Genomic DNA, 14,881 nt, shown 5'->3' with positions numbered 1-14,881 from the left:
GACGCTTCATATCATGCAGGCCCGGTAAGCTTCAGCGTCACCGGGCTTTTTTTCAGCTAAAATAGCTCATCGCCAGCCCCAGGAACAGCACCAGGCCCACGTAGTTATTATTCATAAACGCTTTAAAACAGGCGTCACGCTCACGCTTTGCGATCAGCTTTTGCTGATATGCAAACAGCAGACCCGCCACCAGCACTGACCAGTAAAACTCCCAGTTGAGCCCGTTCAGGCGACCAATCGCCACCATCAGCGCCAGCACCGCGACCTGCAGGATACCGATAATCAGCTTGTCGTGACGACCAAACAGAATGGCGGTCGATTTAATGCCAATTTTCAGATCGTCATCGCGGTCAACCATCGCATATTGCGTGTCATAAGCCACGGCCCAGAGAATGTTCGCCAGGAACATCAGCCAGCAGCTCAGCGGTACCGACTCGCTGACCGCCGCAAACGCCATTGGGATCGACCAGCCAAACGCCGCGCCGAGCACCACCTGCGGCAGATGGGTATAGCGTTTCATAAACGGATAGACCCATGCCAGCGCGAGAGCCGCAACGGAAAGCAGGATGGTCATGGTGTTGAGGGTTAACACCAGCAGGAAGGAGAGCAGCACCAGCACGATGAACAGCACACGGGCCTCTTTCTCTGTGACCTGCCCGCTGGGTAACGGACGATTGGCTGTCCGTTTCACATGTCCGTCGAATTTACGATCGGCGTAGTCATTGACCACACAGCCCGCCGCACGCATCAGCCAGACACCGGCCACAAACACGCCCAGGATCCACAGCGGTGGAACGCCCGGCGTCGCCACCCATAGCGCCCATAATGTCGGCCACAACAGCAGTAGCGCGCCGATGGGTTTATCGGTACGCATTAAGCGGTGATAGGCCAGCAGCTTGTTCTGCGTCAGGCTCCACTCCATTTTTTTCTTCCTCTCAGTACAACGGCGATGCCGGTAAAAAAAGCTCCGTCAGTATTAACGGTTTACCGCTCAGGCGAAGACGGGAACGACGTCCCCACAGTTCGGCATCGCGTCCAATTTCAATAAAATCACGGGTAAGTTCAGACGAGGTAAAAAGATACCGCCCGAGCGGGGTATTTCCCAGCCGTTGCAGTGCCAGCTCTGGCCCGGAAAGGGTGGATTCAGGCACCACGGTTCGTCCGGCGAGCCACGGCTCACCATCCGCGCAGAGCAGAATTTCACGCAACCAGTAGCGTTCTTCTTTTGGTAACAGCGGCAGCTCACTGGCAATGTCAGCAGAGGTGACAAACCCTTCCTGAATCATCGTCACCGTAACCGTCTTACCCTGTTGCTCAAAACGTTTAGTCATGGAATCTTCCAGCAGCAACCAGTCAAGCTGCTGCGGGTCAAGCGCAGGTATTTGGTCGAAATAGCGCAGCGAACGCAGTTGCGTTAGCGCAGGGTGTGACATGCCGGACTCTCCGATACATAACGTAATGGCATTGTATCGCAGAAAAGCGCATTGAGGGCGGTCAAACGTTATTTAGCGATCACTATCGCAACAATGGTGCAACAGCGCGAGCGGCACGAAAAAAAGTGCGCCCACTCAGGCGCACTAAACTACTAACAAATCAGCACTGTGGGGAAACGGTTACCCCTTGCCTTTTACACTGCTGATAAAGGTGGAACGGGCAGTGGTTGAACCTAAACGTTCGGCTTCATCAAGCAGTTTCAGCGCTTTATCGACATCGCCGCGCTTCACCGCCTGCTTAATGGCGTTGTTGAAGTATTCTTCGGTGTCGTTCAGTACCGGCTCAGCTTTCTTCGCCGGAGCTGGGGCTGCGGTCGCGGCTGCCGTAGCCGCTGGCGCGGTATAAACAGGTGCAGCGGTATTCCCCACAGTCACCGGACCTGGACCAGACGAGCCAAACAGTGGGCCAACGAGTACGCTGGAAGCGCTGTTGGTGGAAACTTTCAGTTTGACCAGGCCATCAGTGGTATGGCGGGCAAGCGGATCCGGAATATCCGGGACAGAGTTACCGGTGCCTTTGGCATAAGCTTTCGCCGGGTCAACCAGCTTTGTTGTCTGCTGCAAATCTTTCTCTGTTGTGAATACCAGCACGTAAATCTTTTGCTGACCCAGAGCAGGTGTCAGGCGCATAACGCCTTCCAGGCGGTCAGCACTCATTACGCCCGGTTCCTGATAGCTAAAATAGTCGCTCGGGAAGAACGCCGATGGCGTCATGTTTTGATCTAGGATCAGGACGTTTGGCGCAAACACACTGGTCTGTTTGTTTACTTCGCTGGTCAGCGTCAGGGTCAATTCACCAATGTTCGCCGGTACGCTATAAGCCGCAACGGGGCCAGAAATTCCCGGCACGTTCAGTTGTTGGCCACCCATAGAGAGCTGAGTCGACTGCGTTTTGGATTGATCAACCGGCGTCCATGTCAGTTGCTGGAGTGCCGCTGCCGGGATAGCGGGCGCAGCACTGGTATTTTGTGGCACGAAATTCACGTCTGCAAAGGAGACGGCCGGAACACAGGCTAACAGCCCCGCAGAGAGGCACAGCGCGACGAGACTTTTCTTCATTTTCATTGTTATTACCTCTGATAGCGTGAGCACTGCGGTGGCCAGGCAATAGCGCGCAGCACCCTAAGGAGAGAGGGGCTTGCGCCCCTCTTTTCAGGTCATTACGTCAGGTCTAACGAATTACCACCAGATTTCCATCTGGGCGCCGAAGGTCCATTCATCGTTGTCGCCACGGCTGAAGGTTTTCGCAGAGGTGTCACTGTAAGCCACACCGGAGGTGTAGCCAGTGTCGCTGTTGTTTGCGTAACCCCATTTCTCATCCCACTTCGCGTAGGTTGCGAAGACACGGATAGCCGGACGGGACCAGATGCTGTCGCCTGCCTGCCATTGCTGTGCCAGGGTGATTTTGTACTGGCTGTTCTTCTCGTCAGTTCTCTGAGATTTGACGTTGTCGTAGCCCACTTCAAGCAGGGTGCTCATGATTGGCGTCCATTTGAACATCGGACGAACACCCACAGTCCACCACTCGGTACCGTTGTTGTTGTCACGATCGATGTTCTGGTACATACCGACGTACATCAGGTCCCAACGGTCTGCCAGGGTGATTGCACCGTGGTCCAGCACACGCCACATGGAGCCATCGTTATCAACGCTACCGCCCTGTGGAATACCTTTGCCGTTAGAGGTCATGGAATCCGTACCGTACTGCAGTACGAACTTGTTGAAGCCCTTCATCATGCTCTGGGTGTGTTCAGCAGTGAATAACCAGCCATCTTTAGAAGCGCCAGGCTGCAGGTAGTAGTCGTCAGGAATGTTGGTGTGACCATAGTCAACGCCCAGCTCCAGCGTACCGCCCGGGTTGGTTTCCAGACCGGCTAAACGCACGTCGAAGACGTCGTTAGGTACAACGTTGTCATAAACACGGTCGCCGTTGGCATCACGATCGGCGAAGGTTGCAGAACCGCCTGATTCAGAAGAGCGGGTAGCTGCCAGAGAGAGTTTACCAAAGCCCAGATCGATGTTTTCAATACCGGCACCAGGACCTGAGATATCCCAGTAGTAGAAGTCGATCATGTGGACGTCATGACGCTGATAGAAGCGCTTACCGGCCCAGATGGTGGAGCCTGGCAGCCACTCAATCAGGTTTTTACCCTGCACGTTAGCTTCACGGAAGGCCGGGCTGGTGGATTCCCAGTCGTTCTGCTGAGAAACGGAATACGCTACGTTAGTGTCGAAATAGAAGCTCTTGTCGCCCTCTTTCCACACTTCCTGGCCCAGTTTCAGCTCAGCGTACGTCTCACATTCGTTACCGAGACGGTATTTACTTTGAGCACCGGTTGCCTGGAAACATTGTTGTTCACCGCCACTCCCGGTCCAGCCAATGCCGGAACGAGCATAACCTTTAAAGTCTACAGCGCCTGCCTGGGCAGACATAATGCCTGCCGCAATGGCGAGTGCCAGAGGGACTTTGCGCAGAGTAATCATCATTCTATCTCCTGAGATCATTGCTTTTCTTTGAACACTTGACCTGTCGGTTTCGTGTCTTCTTTTGGGATTGCTTAAACGCCTGGCTCTTTGTGCAGCCGACGACATGCAGTGCCATCCTCGCGGAACAGATGGCAACGCTCTGGCGGCAAACCGATAGCGAATGTGGCACCCTCTTCTACCAACACCACGTCATTCTGGCGGTAGACCAGGTTCTGACGGATGGCGGGGATCTGGATATGAATCTGTGTTTCGTGACCAAGTTGTTCGACGACCTGAACTTCACCTTCCAGCGTCACATCGGCGATGTGGCTCGGCAGTAAATGCTCAGGACGAATACCGAGGGACATGTTGGCCCCCACCTGTACGTTGGCGCTGTCGACCGGCAGCCAGACTTGCTGACGGTTTGGCAACTCCACCTGTACCTGTTCAATGGCTGTCGCCGTGACTTTGACGGGCAGGAAGTTCATCTTTGGCGAGCCAATAAAGCCCGCAACAAAGCGGTCTGCCGGATAGTGATACAGCTCCAGCGGTTTACCCACCTGTGCCACGCGGCCTGCGTCCAGCACCACAATTTTGTCAGCCAGCGTCATCGCTTCGACCTGATCGTGGGTGACGTAAATCATCGTGCGGCCAAGACGTTTATGCAGACGGGAGATTTCGATACGCATCTGGACGCGCAGCGCGGCATCCAGGTTAGAAAGCGGTTCATCCAGCAGGAAGACGCGTGGTTCGGCAACCAGCGTACGGCCAATCGCGACGCGCTGACGCTGGCCACCGGAAAGCGCCTTCGGTTTACGCTCCAGCAGGTGTGCCAGCTGTAACACTTCTGCCACCTGCGTGACGCGCTGGTTAATCACCTCTTTTTTCGCCCCCGCCAGCTTCAGGCCAAAGGACATGTTCTCGGCGACGGAGAGATGGGGATAAAGTGCATAAGACTGGAACACCATGCCAACGCCACGTTCGGCAGGCGGAATGTCGTTCATTCGGGTATCACCAATCAGCAAATCACCGCTGGTGATGGTTTCAAGACCGGCAATCATACGCAGCAGAGTTGATTTACCGCAGCCAGATGGGCCAACAAACACCACGAATTCACCTTCGTGGATGTCGAGATTGATGTCTTTTGACACCACTACGTCGCCCCAGGCTTTCGTTACATTACGCAGCTGTACGCTCGCCATGCCCTTCTCCCTTCGTTACAACCTGTCACCGACAGAAACATTCAAGATAAGTTCACTATGGGGTATCCATTACTTTCGCGAATCCTCCACCCCCCGGCTTTTTTATGGGGGAGGAGGCGGGAGGATGAGAGAGCAGGCTCTGCGACCGCAGCTGGCGGGCTGAGGCAAAATTCGTGAAGCCACCTGCAAAATTCAGCGTGTTTTTATGTGCGCCAGCACTCATAACTTAAATTTATGCAACACAGATCACACAAACCGGGGGTGGGGCGTAGGGGTTGGGAGGATGGAAAGAGGATGTCAAATAAGGAGACTGAGTGACGTTGAACCACCTTATGTATCCACGAGCACATCACCAAAAAAGGATGGCAGATATGAAGATCAAGACTGGCGCACGCGTTTTCGCATTGTCCGCCCTTGCAGCAATGATGATTTCCGCACCGGCTCTCGCCAAAATTGAAGAAGGTAAGCTGGTTATCTGGATTAACGGCGACAAAGGCTATAACGGCCTGGCCGAAGTGGGTAAAAAATTCGAAAAAGACACCGGTATCAAAGTCACCGTAGAACACCCGGACAAGCTGGAAGAGAAATTCCCGCAGGTTGCGGCAACCGGTGACGGCCCGGACATCATCTTCTGGGCGCATGACCGTTTCGGGGGTTATGCACAATCCGGCCTGCTGGCGGAAGTCACGCCTGATAAAGCCTTCCAGGACAAACTGTTCCCGTTCACCTGGGACGCCGTTCGCTATAACGGCAAGCTGATCGCTTATCCCATTGCAGTGGAAGCCCTGTCTCTGATTTATAACAAAGACCTGGTGCCTAACCCGCCGAAAACCTGGGAAGAGATCCCGAAACTGGATAAAGAGCTGAAAGCGAAAGGTAAGAGCGCGCTGATGTTCAACCTGCAGGAGCCGTACTTCACCTGGCCGCTGATTGCTGCCGATGGCGGTTACGCGTTCAAGTTTGAAAACGGCAAATATGACGTCAAAGACGTGGGCGTGGACAACGCGGGTGCGAAAGCGGGTCTGACCTTCCTGGTCGATCTGATCAAGAACAAACACATGAACGCGGATACCGATTACTCCATCGCGGAAGCGGCGTTCAACAAAGGCGAAACCGCGATGACCATCAACGGTCCGTGGGCCTGGACCAACATCGACAAGAGCAAAATCAACTATGGCGTGACGCTGCTGCCAACATTCAACGGCAAGCCGTCTAAACCGTTTGTTGGCGTGCTGAGCGCAGGTATCAACGCCGCCAGCCCGAACAAAGAGCTGGCGAAAGAGTTCCTCGAAAACTACCTGCTGACCGATCAGGGTCTGGATGAAGTGAACAAGGACAAACCGCTGGGTGCCGTTGCGCTGAAATCCTTCCAGGATCAGCTGGCAAAAGACCCACGTATCGCGGCAACCATGGATAACGCCCAGAAAGGCGAAATCATGCCGAACATCCCACAGATGGCCGCGTTCTGGTATGCCACCCGTACTGCGGTAATTAACGCCGCAAGCGGTCGTCAGACTGTCGATGCCGCGCTGAAAGATGCGCAGGGTCGTATTACTAAGTAATGCCGTAGTCCCCTCTCCCTCTGGGAGAGGGTTAGGGTGAGGGTTGTCGCTATCCGCACGCCCTCACCCCGGCCCTCTCCCACGGGAGAGGGAGAAAAGATCAAACGTTGTAGAGGAAGAACCCCATGGATGTCATTAAAAAGAAACATTGGTGGCAAAGCGACGTGCTGAAGTGGTCAGCGATCGGTCTGCTCTGTCTGCTGGTGGGTTACCTTGTTGTTTTAATGTACGTACAAGGGGAATATCTGTTCGCCATCATGACGCTGATTTTAAGCTCTGCTGGCCTGTATATTTTCGCCAACCGTAAGGCGTATGCCTGGCGTTATGTCTATCCGGGCGTGGCCGGGATGGGGCTGTTTGTCCTGTTCCCGCTGATCTGTACTATCGCTATCGCATTCACTAACTACAGCAGCACCAACCAGCTCGCACAAGAGCGCGCCACTCAGGTGCTTCTGGACCGTTCTTATCAGGCAGGCAAGACCTTCAACTTTGGTTTGTATCCTGCGGGTGACGAATGGAAATTAGCACTGACTGACGGCGAGAGCGGCAAAACCTATATTTCCGACGCTTTCAAATTTGGCGGCGAGCAGAAGCTGGCCTTAAAAGAGGCCCCTGCCCTGCCGGAAGGCGAACGCGCTAACCTGCGTATCATTACCCAGAACCGTCAGGCGCTGACTCAGCTCACCGCCGTATTGCCGGACGAAAGCAAAGTGACCATGAGCTCGCTGCGCCAGTTCTCCGGCACGCAGCCACTCTATACCCTGGCGGATGACGGCACGCTGACGAATAACCAGAGCGGCGTGAAGTACCGTCCGAACAACGATATTGGTTTCTATCAGTCTGTAAACGCCGACGGCAGCTGGGGCGATGACAAACTCAGCCCGGGCTATACCGTGACTATCGGCTGGGACAACTTTACCCGCGTGTTTACCGACGAAGGGATCCAGAAGCCGTTCTTTGCTATCTTCGTCTGGACGGTGGTCTTCTCCGTATTGACGGTACTCCTGACCGTTGCCGTGGGTATGGTGCTGGCCTGCCTCGTGCAGTGGGAAGCCCTGAAAGGCAAAGCGATCTACCGCGTGCTGCTGATCCTGCCGTATGCCGTACCGTCGTTTATCTCAATTCTGATTTTCAAAGGGCTGTTTAACCAGAGCTTCGGTGAAATCAACATGATGCTGAGCGCGCTGTTCGGCATCAAACCGGCCTGGTTCAGCGACCCGACCACCGCCCGTTCGATGATTATCATCGTCAACACCTGGCTGGGTTATCCGTACATGATGATCCTGTGCATGGGCCTGCTGAAGGCTATCCCGGACGACCTGTACGAAGCCTCGGCAATGGATGGCGCAGGTCCGTTCCAGAACTTCTTTAAGATTACGCTGCCGCTGCTCATCAAGCCGCTGACTCCGCTGATGATTGCCAGCTTTGCCTTCAACTTTAACAACTTCGTGCTGATTCAGCTGTTGACCAACGGTGGCCCGGATCGTCTCGGTACCACCACGCCAGCCGGCTATACCGATCTGCTCGTGAGCTACACCTATCGCATCGCCTTTGAAGGCGGCGGCGGTCAGGACTTTGGTCTGGCGGCAGCGATTGCCACCCTGATCTTCCTGCTGGTTGGCGCGCTGGCGATAGTGAACCTGAAAGCCACACGTATGAAATTTGACTAAGGAGGGCATCGATCATGGCTATGGTACAACCCAAATCTCAGAAACTGCGCCTCCTGGCGACGCATTTAGGGCTGCTGATTTTTATTGCGGCGATCATGTTCCCGCTGCTGATGGTCATCGCCATCTCCCTGCGTTCGGGTAACTTCGCTACCGGCAGCCTGATCCCGGACGAAATCTCCTGGGAGCACTGGAAGCTTGCGCTGGGCTTCAGCGTGGAGCATGCCGATGGCCGCGTTACCCCGCCGCCGTTCCCGGTACTGCTGTGGCTTTGGAACTCGGTGAAAGTGGCGACCATCACCGCGATCGGCATCGTGACGCTCTCCACCACCTGTGCGTACGCCTTCGCCCGTATGAAGTTCCCGGGCAAGGCCTCACTGCTGAAAGGGATGCTGATTTTCCAGATGTTCCCGGCGGTACTGTCTCTGGTCGCGTTGTATGCCTTGTTTGACCGCCTGGGCCAGTATGTGCCGTTTATCGGCCTGAACACCCACGGCGGCGTGATCTTCGCCTATCTTGGCGGTATCGCCCTGCATGTGTGGACCATCAAAGGTTATTTCGAAACCATCGACGGCTCGCTGGAAGAAGCGGCGGCGCTGGATGGCGCGACACCATGGCAGGCGTTCCGTCTGGTTCTGCTGCCGCTGTCGGTGCCTATCCTGGCGGTGGTATTTATCCTGTCGTTTATCGCCGCCATCACCGAAGTGCCGGTCGCGTCTCTGTTACTGCGTGATGTGAATAGTTACACCCTGGCCGTGGGTATGCAGCAATACCTCAACCCGCAAAACTACCTGTGGGGCGACTTTGCCGCGGCGGCCGTACTCTCTGCCATCCCGATTACCGTGGTGTTCCTGCTGGCGCAGCGCTGGCTGGTCAACGGCCTGACGGCGGGCGGTGTGAAAGGTTAAGTTTCATCTGTTATGCCACTGCAACCCTCAACTTTAGACGTATTGTATTAACCCAACTTGTGACTGTTGTTAGGCGCTCTTCGGAGCGCCATTTTTTTATGGGTCAGACACGCACAAAGTCAGTCTCAAAGTTAAAGGTATGCCAGAGATGGCGGGCGCAGGAGTATTCAAACAGCTTGCCGTTATCGAGAAATGCCGTCTGCTCCACCTGAATAAGCGTGGTGGGTTCGGTCAGCTCCAGCCACACCCTTTCCTGCTCGCTGGCGTTTCGCCCGGTGACTTTCATATGTGCGCTATGGACGGTACACCCCAGCTCATGGGTAATGTACGCGTAAATGGAATGCTGAACATGGCTCAGAGCCAGACGAGGAAACAGCGCGACAGGCATCCAGGTGTACTCCACGATGGAAGGGATCTCCGCTATGACGCGTACTCTGTGGATTTCATGCACCAGTTCACCCTCAGGGATTTGCAATTTTTGCGCGATATCGGCAGAGGCAGGCACGGCAGTATATAGCTGCACGCGAGTGGTGAGGGTTTTCCCCTGAGTGGCGCAGCGCTGCGCGGTGCCTATCAGGTGTGAGTTGCTTGCCGCAGAAACCTGGCGCTTAACAAACGAGCCTAGCCCACGCTTGCGCAGCACCAGTCCCTCGCGGACGAGCAAATCCAGCGCTTTAGTGATGGTTAGCTCGCTACATCCAAATTCAGCGGCGAGCCTTGCCCCTTCGGGCAATTTTTTGTCGGGAGCATAGATGCCCACCACAATGCGCCGCCGCACTTCATGGTAGATCTCCATATACTTAGGCATAACGCTCTCCGCAAACGGCCCCTTACAGGGCCGACTCAAATTAACGAGACAGGGATGCAGCCATACGCACCCAGGTGTGCCGTCGGCCACGGATAGCGAGGGATAAGGCATTCAGCGCTTCCGGGTCGGCCATGCCTGCCACCCCTGCGTCGCCAAAATTATGCATGTCGCTACCGCAACGTTTACTGGCCAGGCCAATGTCGCGCACCGTAGCACAATCCGCACCTTCCTGACTACTGCTCAGCGTGGTGATGGCAAGCCCTCCCAGCGACTGCACTGCCTGCGCAATGTGGCTGACGCGCCCTTCCGATGCCCCCCGGCATCCGCCTGGTGCCGAAAAGATAGCGCCATCTGCGCCTGCACTGATATAGCCAGCATACTCCAGGGGTTGCGCCAGCCCGGAATTATAAAATTTCGCGGCCAGAATCAGCTTATCGGTTTGCGCCCTGAGCGCTGCTATCGCCTGACACATACGCCCGGCCGTCACCCCGGGCTTGTCATAGCCGGTCAGGCAGTAAAAATCCGCATGCCGCACTGCCTCCAGATGCGCAGGCAGAAAAGCGCCGGGGCTGGAGAGATCGTCTGCGGGCAGGACTTCAAAATTGACGCCTGTTAAACGCCCCGTCAGGCATTTCACCTGGCTGACAGGATCAGCGCCAAAACGTTCTTCTCCGCCGTTCAATGCGGGCCGCTGAAAATGGATCCCCTTGAGCAGCAGAAGGTCGGCGCCAAACGCACACAACAATTCCGCATTCGTCACCTCTGCAAACAGCGGGGGCGCCTGCACGGCAATTTCGGCCATAATGACGCGCCCTTCGCTGGCGCTGATGGCATCTCGTAAGCTACGCCGGTAATGGGGCCACGAAAGTCGCTGGCCCGGCAATTCAGAAGCCGTTTCATCTTTACGCCTCCTCTTCGAGAGAAACGATGGCAGGTGTTGGCTGTTGAAATGCCTTTTGCAAAATGTCGAGATTGGTTAACGCTTCTTGCTCGCTGACATAGTTGGCCTTGCCTGAGGAGAGTGTGTCGTAAAGCGCGTCATAAACGCGTCCGTAGTCGCCGGGTACCGCCGGCAGTTCCTCCCGGACAGAACATCCTGCGTCATCGATATACTCCAGCACCGCGCATTCACGATCTTCACCAAACCCTGGGTCCCCAGGCATAATGCCCGCCTTCAGGCTGGTTTCCTGCTGGTCGATACCATAGCGAATAAACGATCCTCGCGTACCGTGTACCGTGAATCTCGGCGAGGGTATTTTCACCAGATGGCTGGTTTTCACGATCGCGGTCGTCTTCGGGTAATAGAGGTGAACGGTGAAGGCGTCGTCAGGGTTGAGCGGGTTTCTCTGGCGCTGAAGATGGTACCCGACCTGCTGCGGACGCCCCAGCAGGGCGATAATTTGATCGAGCGTATGCACGCCAAGGCCATAAAACGCGCCGTCGAAATAACTGCCGGGACAGGTTTCCGACGCCGGGCGAAAATAGTCAAAATGGCTTTCGATCTCGACTATTTCCCCCAGTTTACCGCTCTCAATCGCCTGTTTCATGGTCAAATAACAGCTATCAAAACGTCGGTTTTGAAACGGAGAGACGGTTAAGCCCTTTTCCCATGCCAGAGCTAACAGCGTTTTCGCTTCTTCTGGGGTGGTTGTAAAAGGTTTCTCGACCAGCACGTTTTTGCCGTGTGCCAGACATAGCCGGGCATACTCAAAATGGCTATCAGGATGGGTGCAGATAACCACCAGCTGAAGCGTATTGTCTTCCAGAATATCCTGCAGCCGGGAGGTAAAACAGATGTGTTGATAGTGCGGCTGCGCTTCAACCTCTGGCTTACGCGCAATATCATAAATACGCTTTACGTTGTATTTATCCTTGCGGCATAAAACATAAGGGAGATGATAGCGCGTGGCGCTTTTACCAAAGCCAATATAGGCGCAGTTAATCATACGGATTCCTTTTTAAAGTATGGCAGGGCGGCATGAATTACCGCCGGTCCATCAAGTTTGCTGAAGTGCTGAGGGTCAAGGGGGATCACCGGGCAGTGGTGATTGATATCCTGAAGAATGGTTTCCTGGAGATACGCGATTTGCGGACCCAGCAAAATAAGCTGGGCGTTTTTATATTCATCGACCAGTTTACCTGCATTCACGGCATACACGTTGAGCGTACAATTCTGGCTTTCGCAATATTTTCGCATTTTGCTGGCCATCAAAGAGGTCGACATGCCTTCATTGCAGGCCAGAATAATGGTTTTCCCATCCAACCGATGAATATCATTGTCCTCCTGCGGCGTTATTTCTGACTCAGAGGCGAGAGTATTAATTATCGTTTCATTGCTGCGTTTGATTAACGAACGCTCATAGGCGGTTAAAAAAGGTAAATAGATTACGACTCCAAGCGCTAATAGCAGGATCTGCAAAATGACATTACGAAAATCACCGCCGGATCCGAGCCAGCCAGAAATAAGCGGAGGCACTGACCAGGGAACGTAGGCAACAATTTTTGAGACCCACCCCCAGGCGGTTGCAAAGTACGCGATTGTGAAATTAATCTGCGGATAAAGGATAAAAGGGATCATCATTAACGGGTTGTAGAGCACCGGGAAACCAAAAATGACCGGCTCGTTAATATTAAAAATGCCTGGGGCAATCACCGTTCTGGAAAAGTTACGGTGGCTGGACATATGGCTTCGAACAAACACTGCCAGCAGCAGGGCCAGCGTGCTCCCGGTTCCTCCCATATGACCATACAGATCGCGAAATGGCAGAACGATAATATGGGGTGGGATCTGCCCGCTGGCAAAGGCGGACATGTTTTCCTGCATCGCTACCAGCAAGGGAGGTTCAAGAATGGGATTAATAATCCCACCCGGATGTATCCCCAACGAAAAGAGAAGATTTGTCAGGGTCGTTAACACCAGAAAACCGGATAAATTAGTCGTTAAATGTACCAGCGGCGCCTGGATGAGATGCTGAATCAGCGCCGGGATTTCAGTATGAAGGAAAAGATTAACGCTAAATGCAACCAGCGCGAAAATAGCGACGGTTAACATAATGGAAAACATCGACTGGAAGGATTGTACCACCATGGAAGGCACATCATCTCCTAGCCGGATCTGTAATTTTTTATTTTTCGAAATCCATAAAAAAAGATTTGTTGATAACACCGCCGTCAGTATTGCCAGAAAGACACCGCCAGCATTGGTACTGCCATAGGAGACCATTCCGGTAAGTCGAACCTGCTGACCATCGGCCAGGGTTTGCACGGTTTCAATGGGCATTAATGCATAAAACACCGCCAGCGCAACCATAGCGGGAATGACTGGCGTAGGGTTTTTTTTCTTACTGGCAATATGATACGCAATTAATATCACCAGCATCAGCGATAAAATATTCATTGTTCCGTTAAGAACGCGCTCGCCAATATTGCGTAGCTGTACCAGGGTGTCAGTGGATAACAGACCGCTTAATATGCCTTTCGGATCGAGAAAAACATAATTAAGCATGATGAAGAGTCCAGCCAGGACAAGGAACGGGACAGAAATAATAAAACTGTCCCGTAGACTTCGAAGATGGACTTCTGATGCCAGCTTTTGCGAGACGTCAGTTATCCGCTCCAGTATTGAAGAGTGGGCCATGCAGATCACCTGTCGAATAGATTAAGTATGTGGCAGTTAATTTCAGTACCGCGTATGCCTGAACTGCCACACATTTAAAACTATATAGTTTTAAATTAAATCTATATAGATCACATTTTGACCGCATCTCTTCCGCGTCAGAGCGCCTATTCGCGCTTCAACCGCTTCGAATTACACAACCAGAGCGTGATCACCAGCAGCAGGATCGCCGCCGAGTAGATCAGCACATCAAGGGGAGATTTATGATCGACGATGATCAGCCGCACTATCGCGGTGATCCCAATGTAGACAAAATAGCGCAGCGGGAAGTGAAAGCCTGACTGGAAATACTTCACAATCAGGGCGATAAATTCAAAGTAGAGAAAGTAGACCACCAGGCCTTCCACCAGCGCATATTTGCTGGTTTGCTCGGGGGCGAACAGTACATCCGCCAGATGCACCGTCTCTTTACCCAAAAAGACGACCAGGATCAGGCCAAGGCTCAGCAGACCGAGGTTGAGCACGGTCTGGAGGATAGTTGAGATGAACTCAACGCGCGGGCGAGTCAGGGATGTCATACAGCACCTCATTCTCCAGGGCGAGGTTCCTGTATAACGCAAAAATGTGACGTGGATCTATATTTTTTAATTATGTTTTATGTACGGAGGTAACGAATGGAGCGCAGACCTACCGGGGTTCGCAACGTAACCTGTGGTGAAAATGTCACCCTGTATGAGCCCTGCAATCTCTATGACTGCGTGCTTGGCAACGGTGTGTTTATCGGCCCGTTTGTTGAAATTCAGGGCAATACGCGCATTGGCGACGAGAGCAAAATTCAGTCCCACACCTTCATTTGCGAGTACGTCACCCTGGGCGAACGCTGTTTCATTGGCCATGGGGTGATGTTTGCCAACGATATGTTTCGCGACGGCAAACCCAATGCTGACCGGAACAGCTGGGGACGCATTACTGTGGGAAATGATGTGTCGATAGGCAGCGGGGCGACCATCCTGGCGGTCTCCATCTGCGACGGGGTGGTGATTGGTGCGGGGAGCGTGGTGACCAAATCCATCACCGAGAAAGGCGTTTATGCGGGAAACCCGGCGAGGCTGCTGCGCCGCTTGTGAGTTGCCCGGTGGCGCAAGCGCTTACCGGGCCT

At 53.9% G+C, this 14,881-nt stretch carries 14 protein-coding genes; 4 read left to right on the top strand and 10 right to left on the bottom strand.

What is annotated here, in order from left to right; genetic code table 11:
* Window positions 1–52 precede the first annotated feature (52 nt).
* The 5 genes from ubiA to malK form a co-directional block, all read right to left on the bottom strand.
* Window positions 53–922: a 4-hydroxybenzoate octaprenyltransferase gene (ubiA, locus tag ACMWKA_RS19780; protein WP_129327654.1), complete on the bottom strand. Its 870-nt coding sequence runs from the start codon at window positions 920–922 to the stop codon at window positions 53–55.
* Between the two features lie 13 nt (window positions 923–935).
* A complete protein-coding gene (gene ubiC, locus ACMWKA_RS19775) occupies window positions 936–1,433 on the bottom strand; it encodes a chorismate lyase (protein WP_013095049.1) in 498 nt (165 codons plus the stop codon).
* A gap of 180 nt (window positions 1,434–1,613) precedes the next feature.
* The gene (gene malM / locus ACMWKA_RS19770) at window positions 1,614–2,558 is read right to left on the bottom strand and encodes a maltose operon protein MalM (RefSeq protein ID WP_023622494.1); all 945 of its coding nucleotides are present in this window, start codon (window positions 2,556–2,558) and stop codon (window positions 1,614–1,616) included.
* Between the two features lie 114 nt (window positions 2,559–2,672).
* Complete coding sequence (locus ACMWKA_RS19765) at window positions 2,673–3,980, bottom strand: maltoporin (RefSeq protein WP_013095047.1); 1,308 nt, start codon at window positions 3,978–3,980, stop codon at window positions 2,673–2,675.
* A gap of 71 nt (window positions 3,981–4,051) precedes the next feature.
* Window positions 4,052–5,161 (bottom strand): maltose/maltodextrin ABC transporter ATP-binding protein MalK, encoded by a 1,110-nt coding sequence (gene malK / locus ACMWKA_RS19760; protein ID WP_008500080.1) that lies wholly within the window; start codon window positions 5,159–5,161, stop codon window positions 4,052–4,054.
* 371 nt (window positions 5,162–5,532) lie between these two features.
* Between malK and malE the strand changes: the two genes are divergently transcribed.
* The 3 genes from malE (at window position 5,533) to malG (ending at window position 9,298) form a co-directional block, all read left to right on the top strand.
* Complete coding sequence (malE, locus tag ACMWKA_RS19755) at window positions 5,533–6,723, top strand: maltose/maltodextrin ABC transporter substrate-binding protein MalE (protein WP_014830274.1); 1,191 nt, start codon at window positions 5,533–5,535, stop codon at window positions 6,721–6,723.
* A 125-nt stretch (window positions 6,724–6,848) separates the two neighbouring features.
* Window positions 6,849–8,393, top strand: coding sequence for a maltose ABC transporter permease MalF (gene malF, locus ACMWKA_RS19750; protein WP_020686620.1), 1,545 nt, complete (start codon window positions 6,849–6,851; stop codon window positions 8,391–8,393).
* A gap of 14 nt (window positions 8,394–8,407) precedes the next feature.
* Window positions 8,408–9,298, top strand: coding sequence for a maltose ABC transporter permease MalG (gene malG / locus ACMWKA_RS19745; RefSeq protein WP_013095043.1), 891 nt, complete (start codon window positions 8,408–8,410; stop codon window positions 9,296–9,298).
* Between the two features lie 103 nt (window positions 9,299–9,401).
* On the opposite strand, the gene ACMWKA_RS19740 is transcribed toward malG, so the two are convergent.
* From ACMWKA_RS19740 to psiE, 5 genes are all read right to left on the bottom strand, one after another.
* The gene (locus ACMWKA_RS19740; protein WP_013095042.1) at window positions 9,402–10,106 is read right to left on the bottom strand and encodes a GntR family transcriptional regulator; all 705 of its coding nucleotides are present in this window, start codon (window positions 10,104–10,106) and stop codon (window positions 9,402–9,404) included.
* 40 nt (window positions 10,107–10,146) lie between these two features.
* Window positions 10,147–10,908 (bottom strand): hypothetical protein, encoded by a 762-nt coding sequence (locus ACMWKA_RS19735; protein WP_414760535.1) that lies wholly within the window; start codon window positions 10,906–10,908, stop codon window positions 10,147–10,149.
* Between the two features lie 100 nt (window positions 10,909–11,008).
* The gene (locus ACMWKA_RS19730) at window positions 11,009–12,052 is read right to left on the bottom strand and encodes an oxidoreductase (RefSeq protein ID WP_414760534.1); all 1,044 of its coding nucleotides are present in this window, start codon (window positions 12,050–12,052) and stop codon (window positions 11,009–11,011) included.
* A complete protein-coding gene (locus tag ACMWKA_RS19725; RefSeq protein WP_414760533.1) occupies window positions 12,049–13,743 on the bottom strand; it encodes a PTS transporter subunit EIIC in 1,695 nt (564 codons plus the stop codon). Before ACMWKA_RS19725 ends, ACMWKA_RS19730 begins: the two co-directional genes overlap by 4 nt.
* Window positions 13,744–13,889: 146 nt before the next feature.
* The gene (psiE, locus tag ACMWKA_RS19720) at window positions 13,890–14,300 is read right to left on the bottom strand and encodes a phosphate-starvation-inducible protein PsiE (protein WP_000202963.1); all 411 of its coding nucleotides are present in this window, start codon (window positions 14,298–14,300) and stop codon (window positions 13,890–13,892) included.
* 96 nt (window positions 14,301–14,396) lie between these two features.
* Here psiE and ACMWKA_RS19715 point away from each other — a divergent pair, with 96 nt between their 5' ends.
* Entirely contained in the window at window positions 14,397–14,849 is a 453-nt protein-coding gene (locus ACMWKA_RS19715) for an acyltransferase (RefSeq protein ID WP_020686619.1), read from the top strand.
* The last annotated feature ends 32 nt before the right edge of the window (window positions 14,850–14,881 follow it).

Source organism: Enterobacter sp. 03-F-07-AD-ECC, assembly GCF_047530935.1.
Classification (GTDB): domain Bacteria; phylum Pseudomonadota; class Gammaproteobacteria; order Enterobacterales; family Enterobacteriaceae; genus Enterobacter; species Enterobacter cloacae.
The sequence above is the reverse complement of the archived record's forward strand: the minus strand, read 5'-3'. Positions and strand labels throughout refer to the sequence as shown.

What these genes read in the sequence shown, in the direction of transcription:
- ubiA (WP_129327654.1), bottom strand. Translation starts at nt 922, where the DNA reads ATGGAGTGGAGCCTGACGCAGAACAAGCTGCTGGCCTATCACCGCTTA.
- ubiC (WP_013095049.1), bottom strand. Translation starts at nt 1,433, where the DNA reads ATGTCACACCCTGCGCTAACGCAACTGCGTTCGCTGCGCTATTTCGAC.
- malM (WP_023622494.1), bottom strand. Translation starts at nt 2,558, where the DNA reads ATGAAAATGAAGAAAAGTCTCGTCGCGCTGTGCCTCTCTGCGGGGCTG.
- ACMWKA_RS19765 (WP_013095047.1), bottom strand. Translation starts at nt 3,980, where the DNA reads ATGATGATTACTCTGCGCAAAGTCCCTCTGGCACTCGCCATTGCGGCA.
- malK (WP_008500080.1), bottom strand. Translation starts at nt 5,161, where the DNA reads ATGGCGAGCGTACAGCTGCGTAATGTAACGAAAGCCTGGGGCGACGTA.
- malE (WP_014830274.1), top strand. Translation starts at nt 5,533, where the DNA reads ATGAAGATCAAGACTGGCGCACGCGTTTTCGCATTGTCCGCCCTTGCA.
- malF (WP_020686620.1), top strand. Translation starts at nt 6,849, where the DNA reads ATGGATGTCATTAAAAAGAAACATTGGTGGCAAAGCGACGTGCTGAAG.
- malG (WP_013095043.1), top strand. Translation starts at nt 8,408, where the DNA reads ATGGCTATGGTACAACCCAAATCTCAGAAACTGCGCCTCCTGGCGACG.
- ACMWKA_RS19740 (WP_013095042.1), bottom strand. Translation starts at nt 10,106, where the DNA reads ATGCCTAAGTATATGGAGATCTACCATGAAGTGCGGCGGCGCATTGTG.
- ACMWKA_RS19735 (WP_414760535.1), bottom strand. Translation starts at nt 10,908, where the DNA reads ATGGCCGAAATTGCCGTGCAGGCGCCCCCGCTGTTTGCAGAGGTGACG.
- ACMWKA_RS19730 (WP_414760534.1), bottom strand. Translation starts at nt 12,052, where the DNA reads ATGATTAACTGCGCCTATATTGGCTTTGGTAAAAGCGCCACGCGCTAT.
- ACMWKA_RS19725 (WP_414760533.1), bottom strand. Translation starts at nt 13,743, where the DNA reads ATGGCCCACTCTTCAATACTGGAGCGGATAACTGACGTCTCGCAAAAG.
- psiE (WP_000202963.1), bottom strand. Translation starts at nt 14,300, where the DNA reads ATGACATCCCTGACTCGCCCGCGCGTTGAGTTCATCTCAACTATCCTC.
- ACMWKA_RS19715 (WP_020686619.1), top strand. Translation starts at nt 14,397, where the DNA reads ATGGAGCGCAGACCTACCGGGGTTCGCAACGTAACCTGTGGTGAAAAT.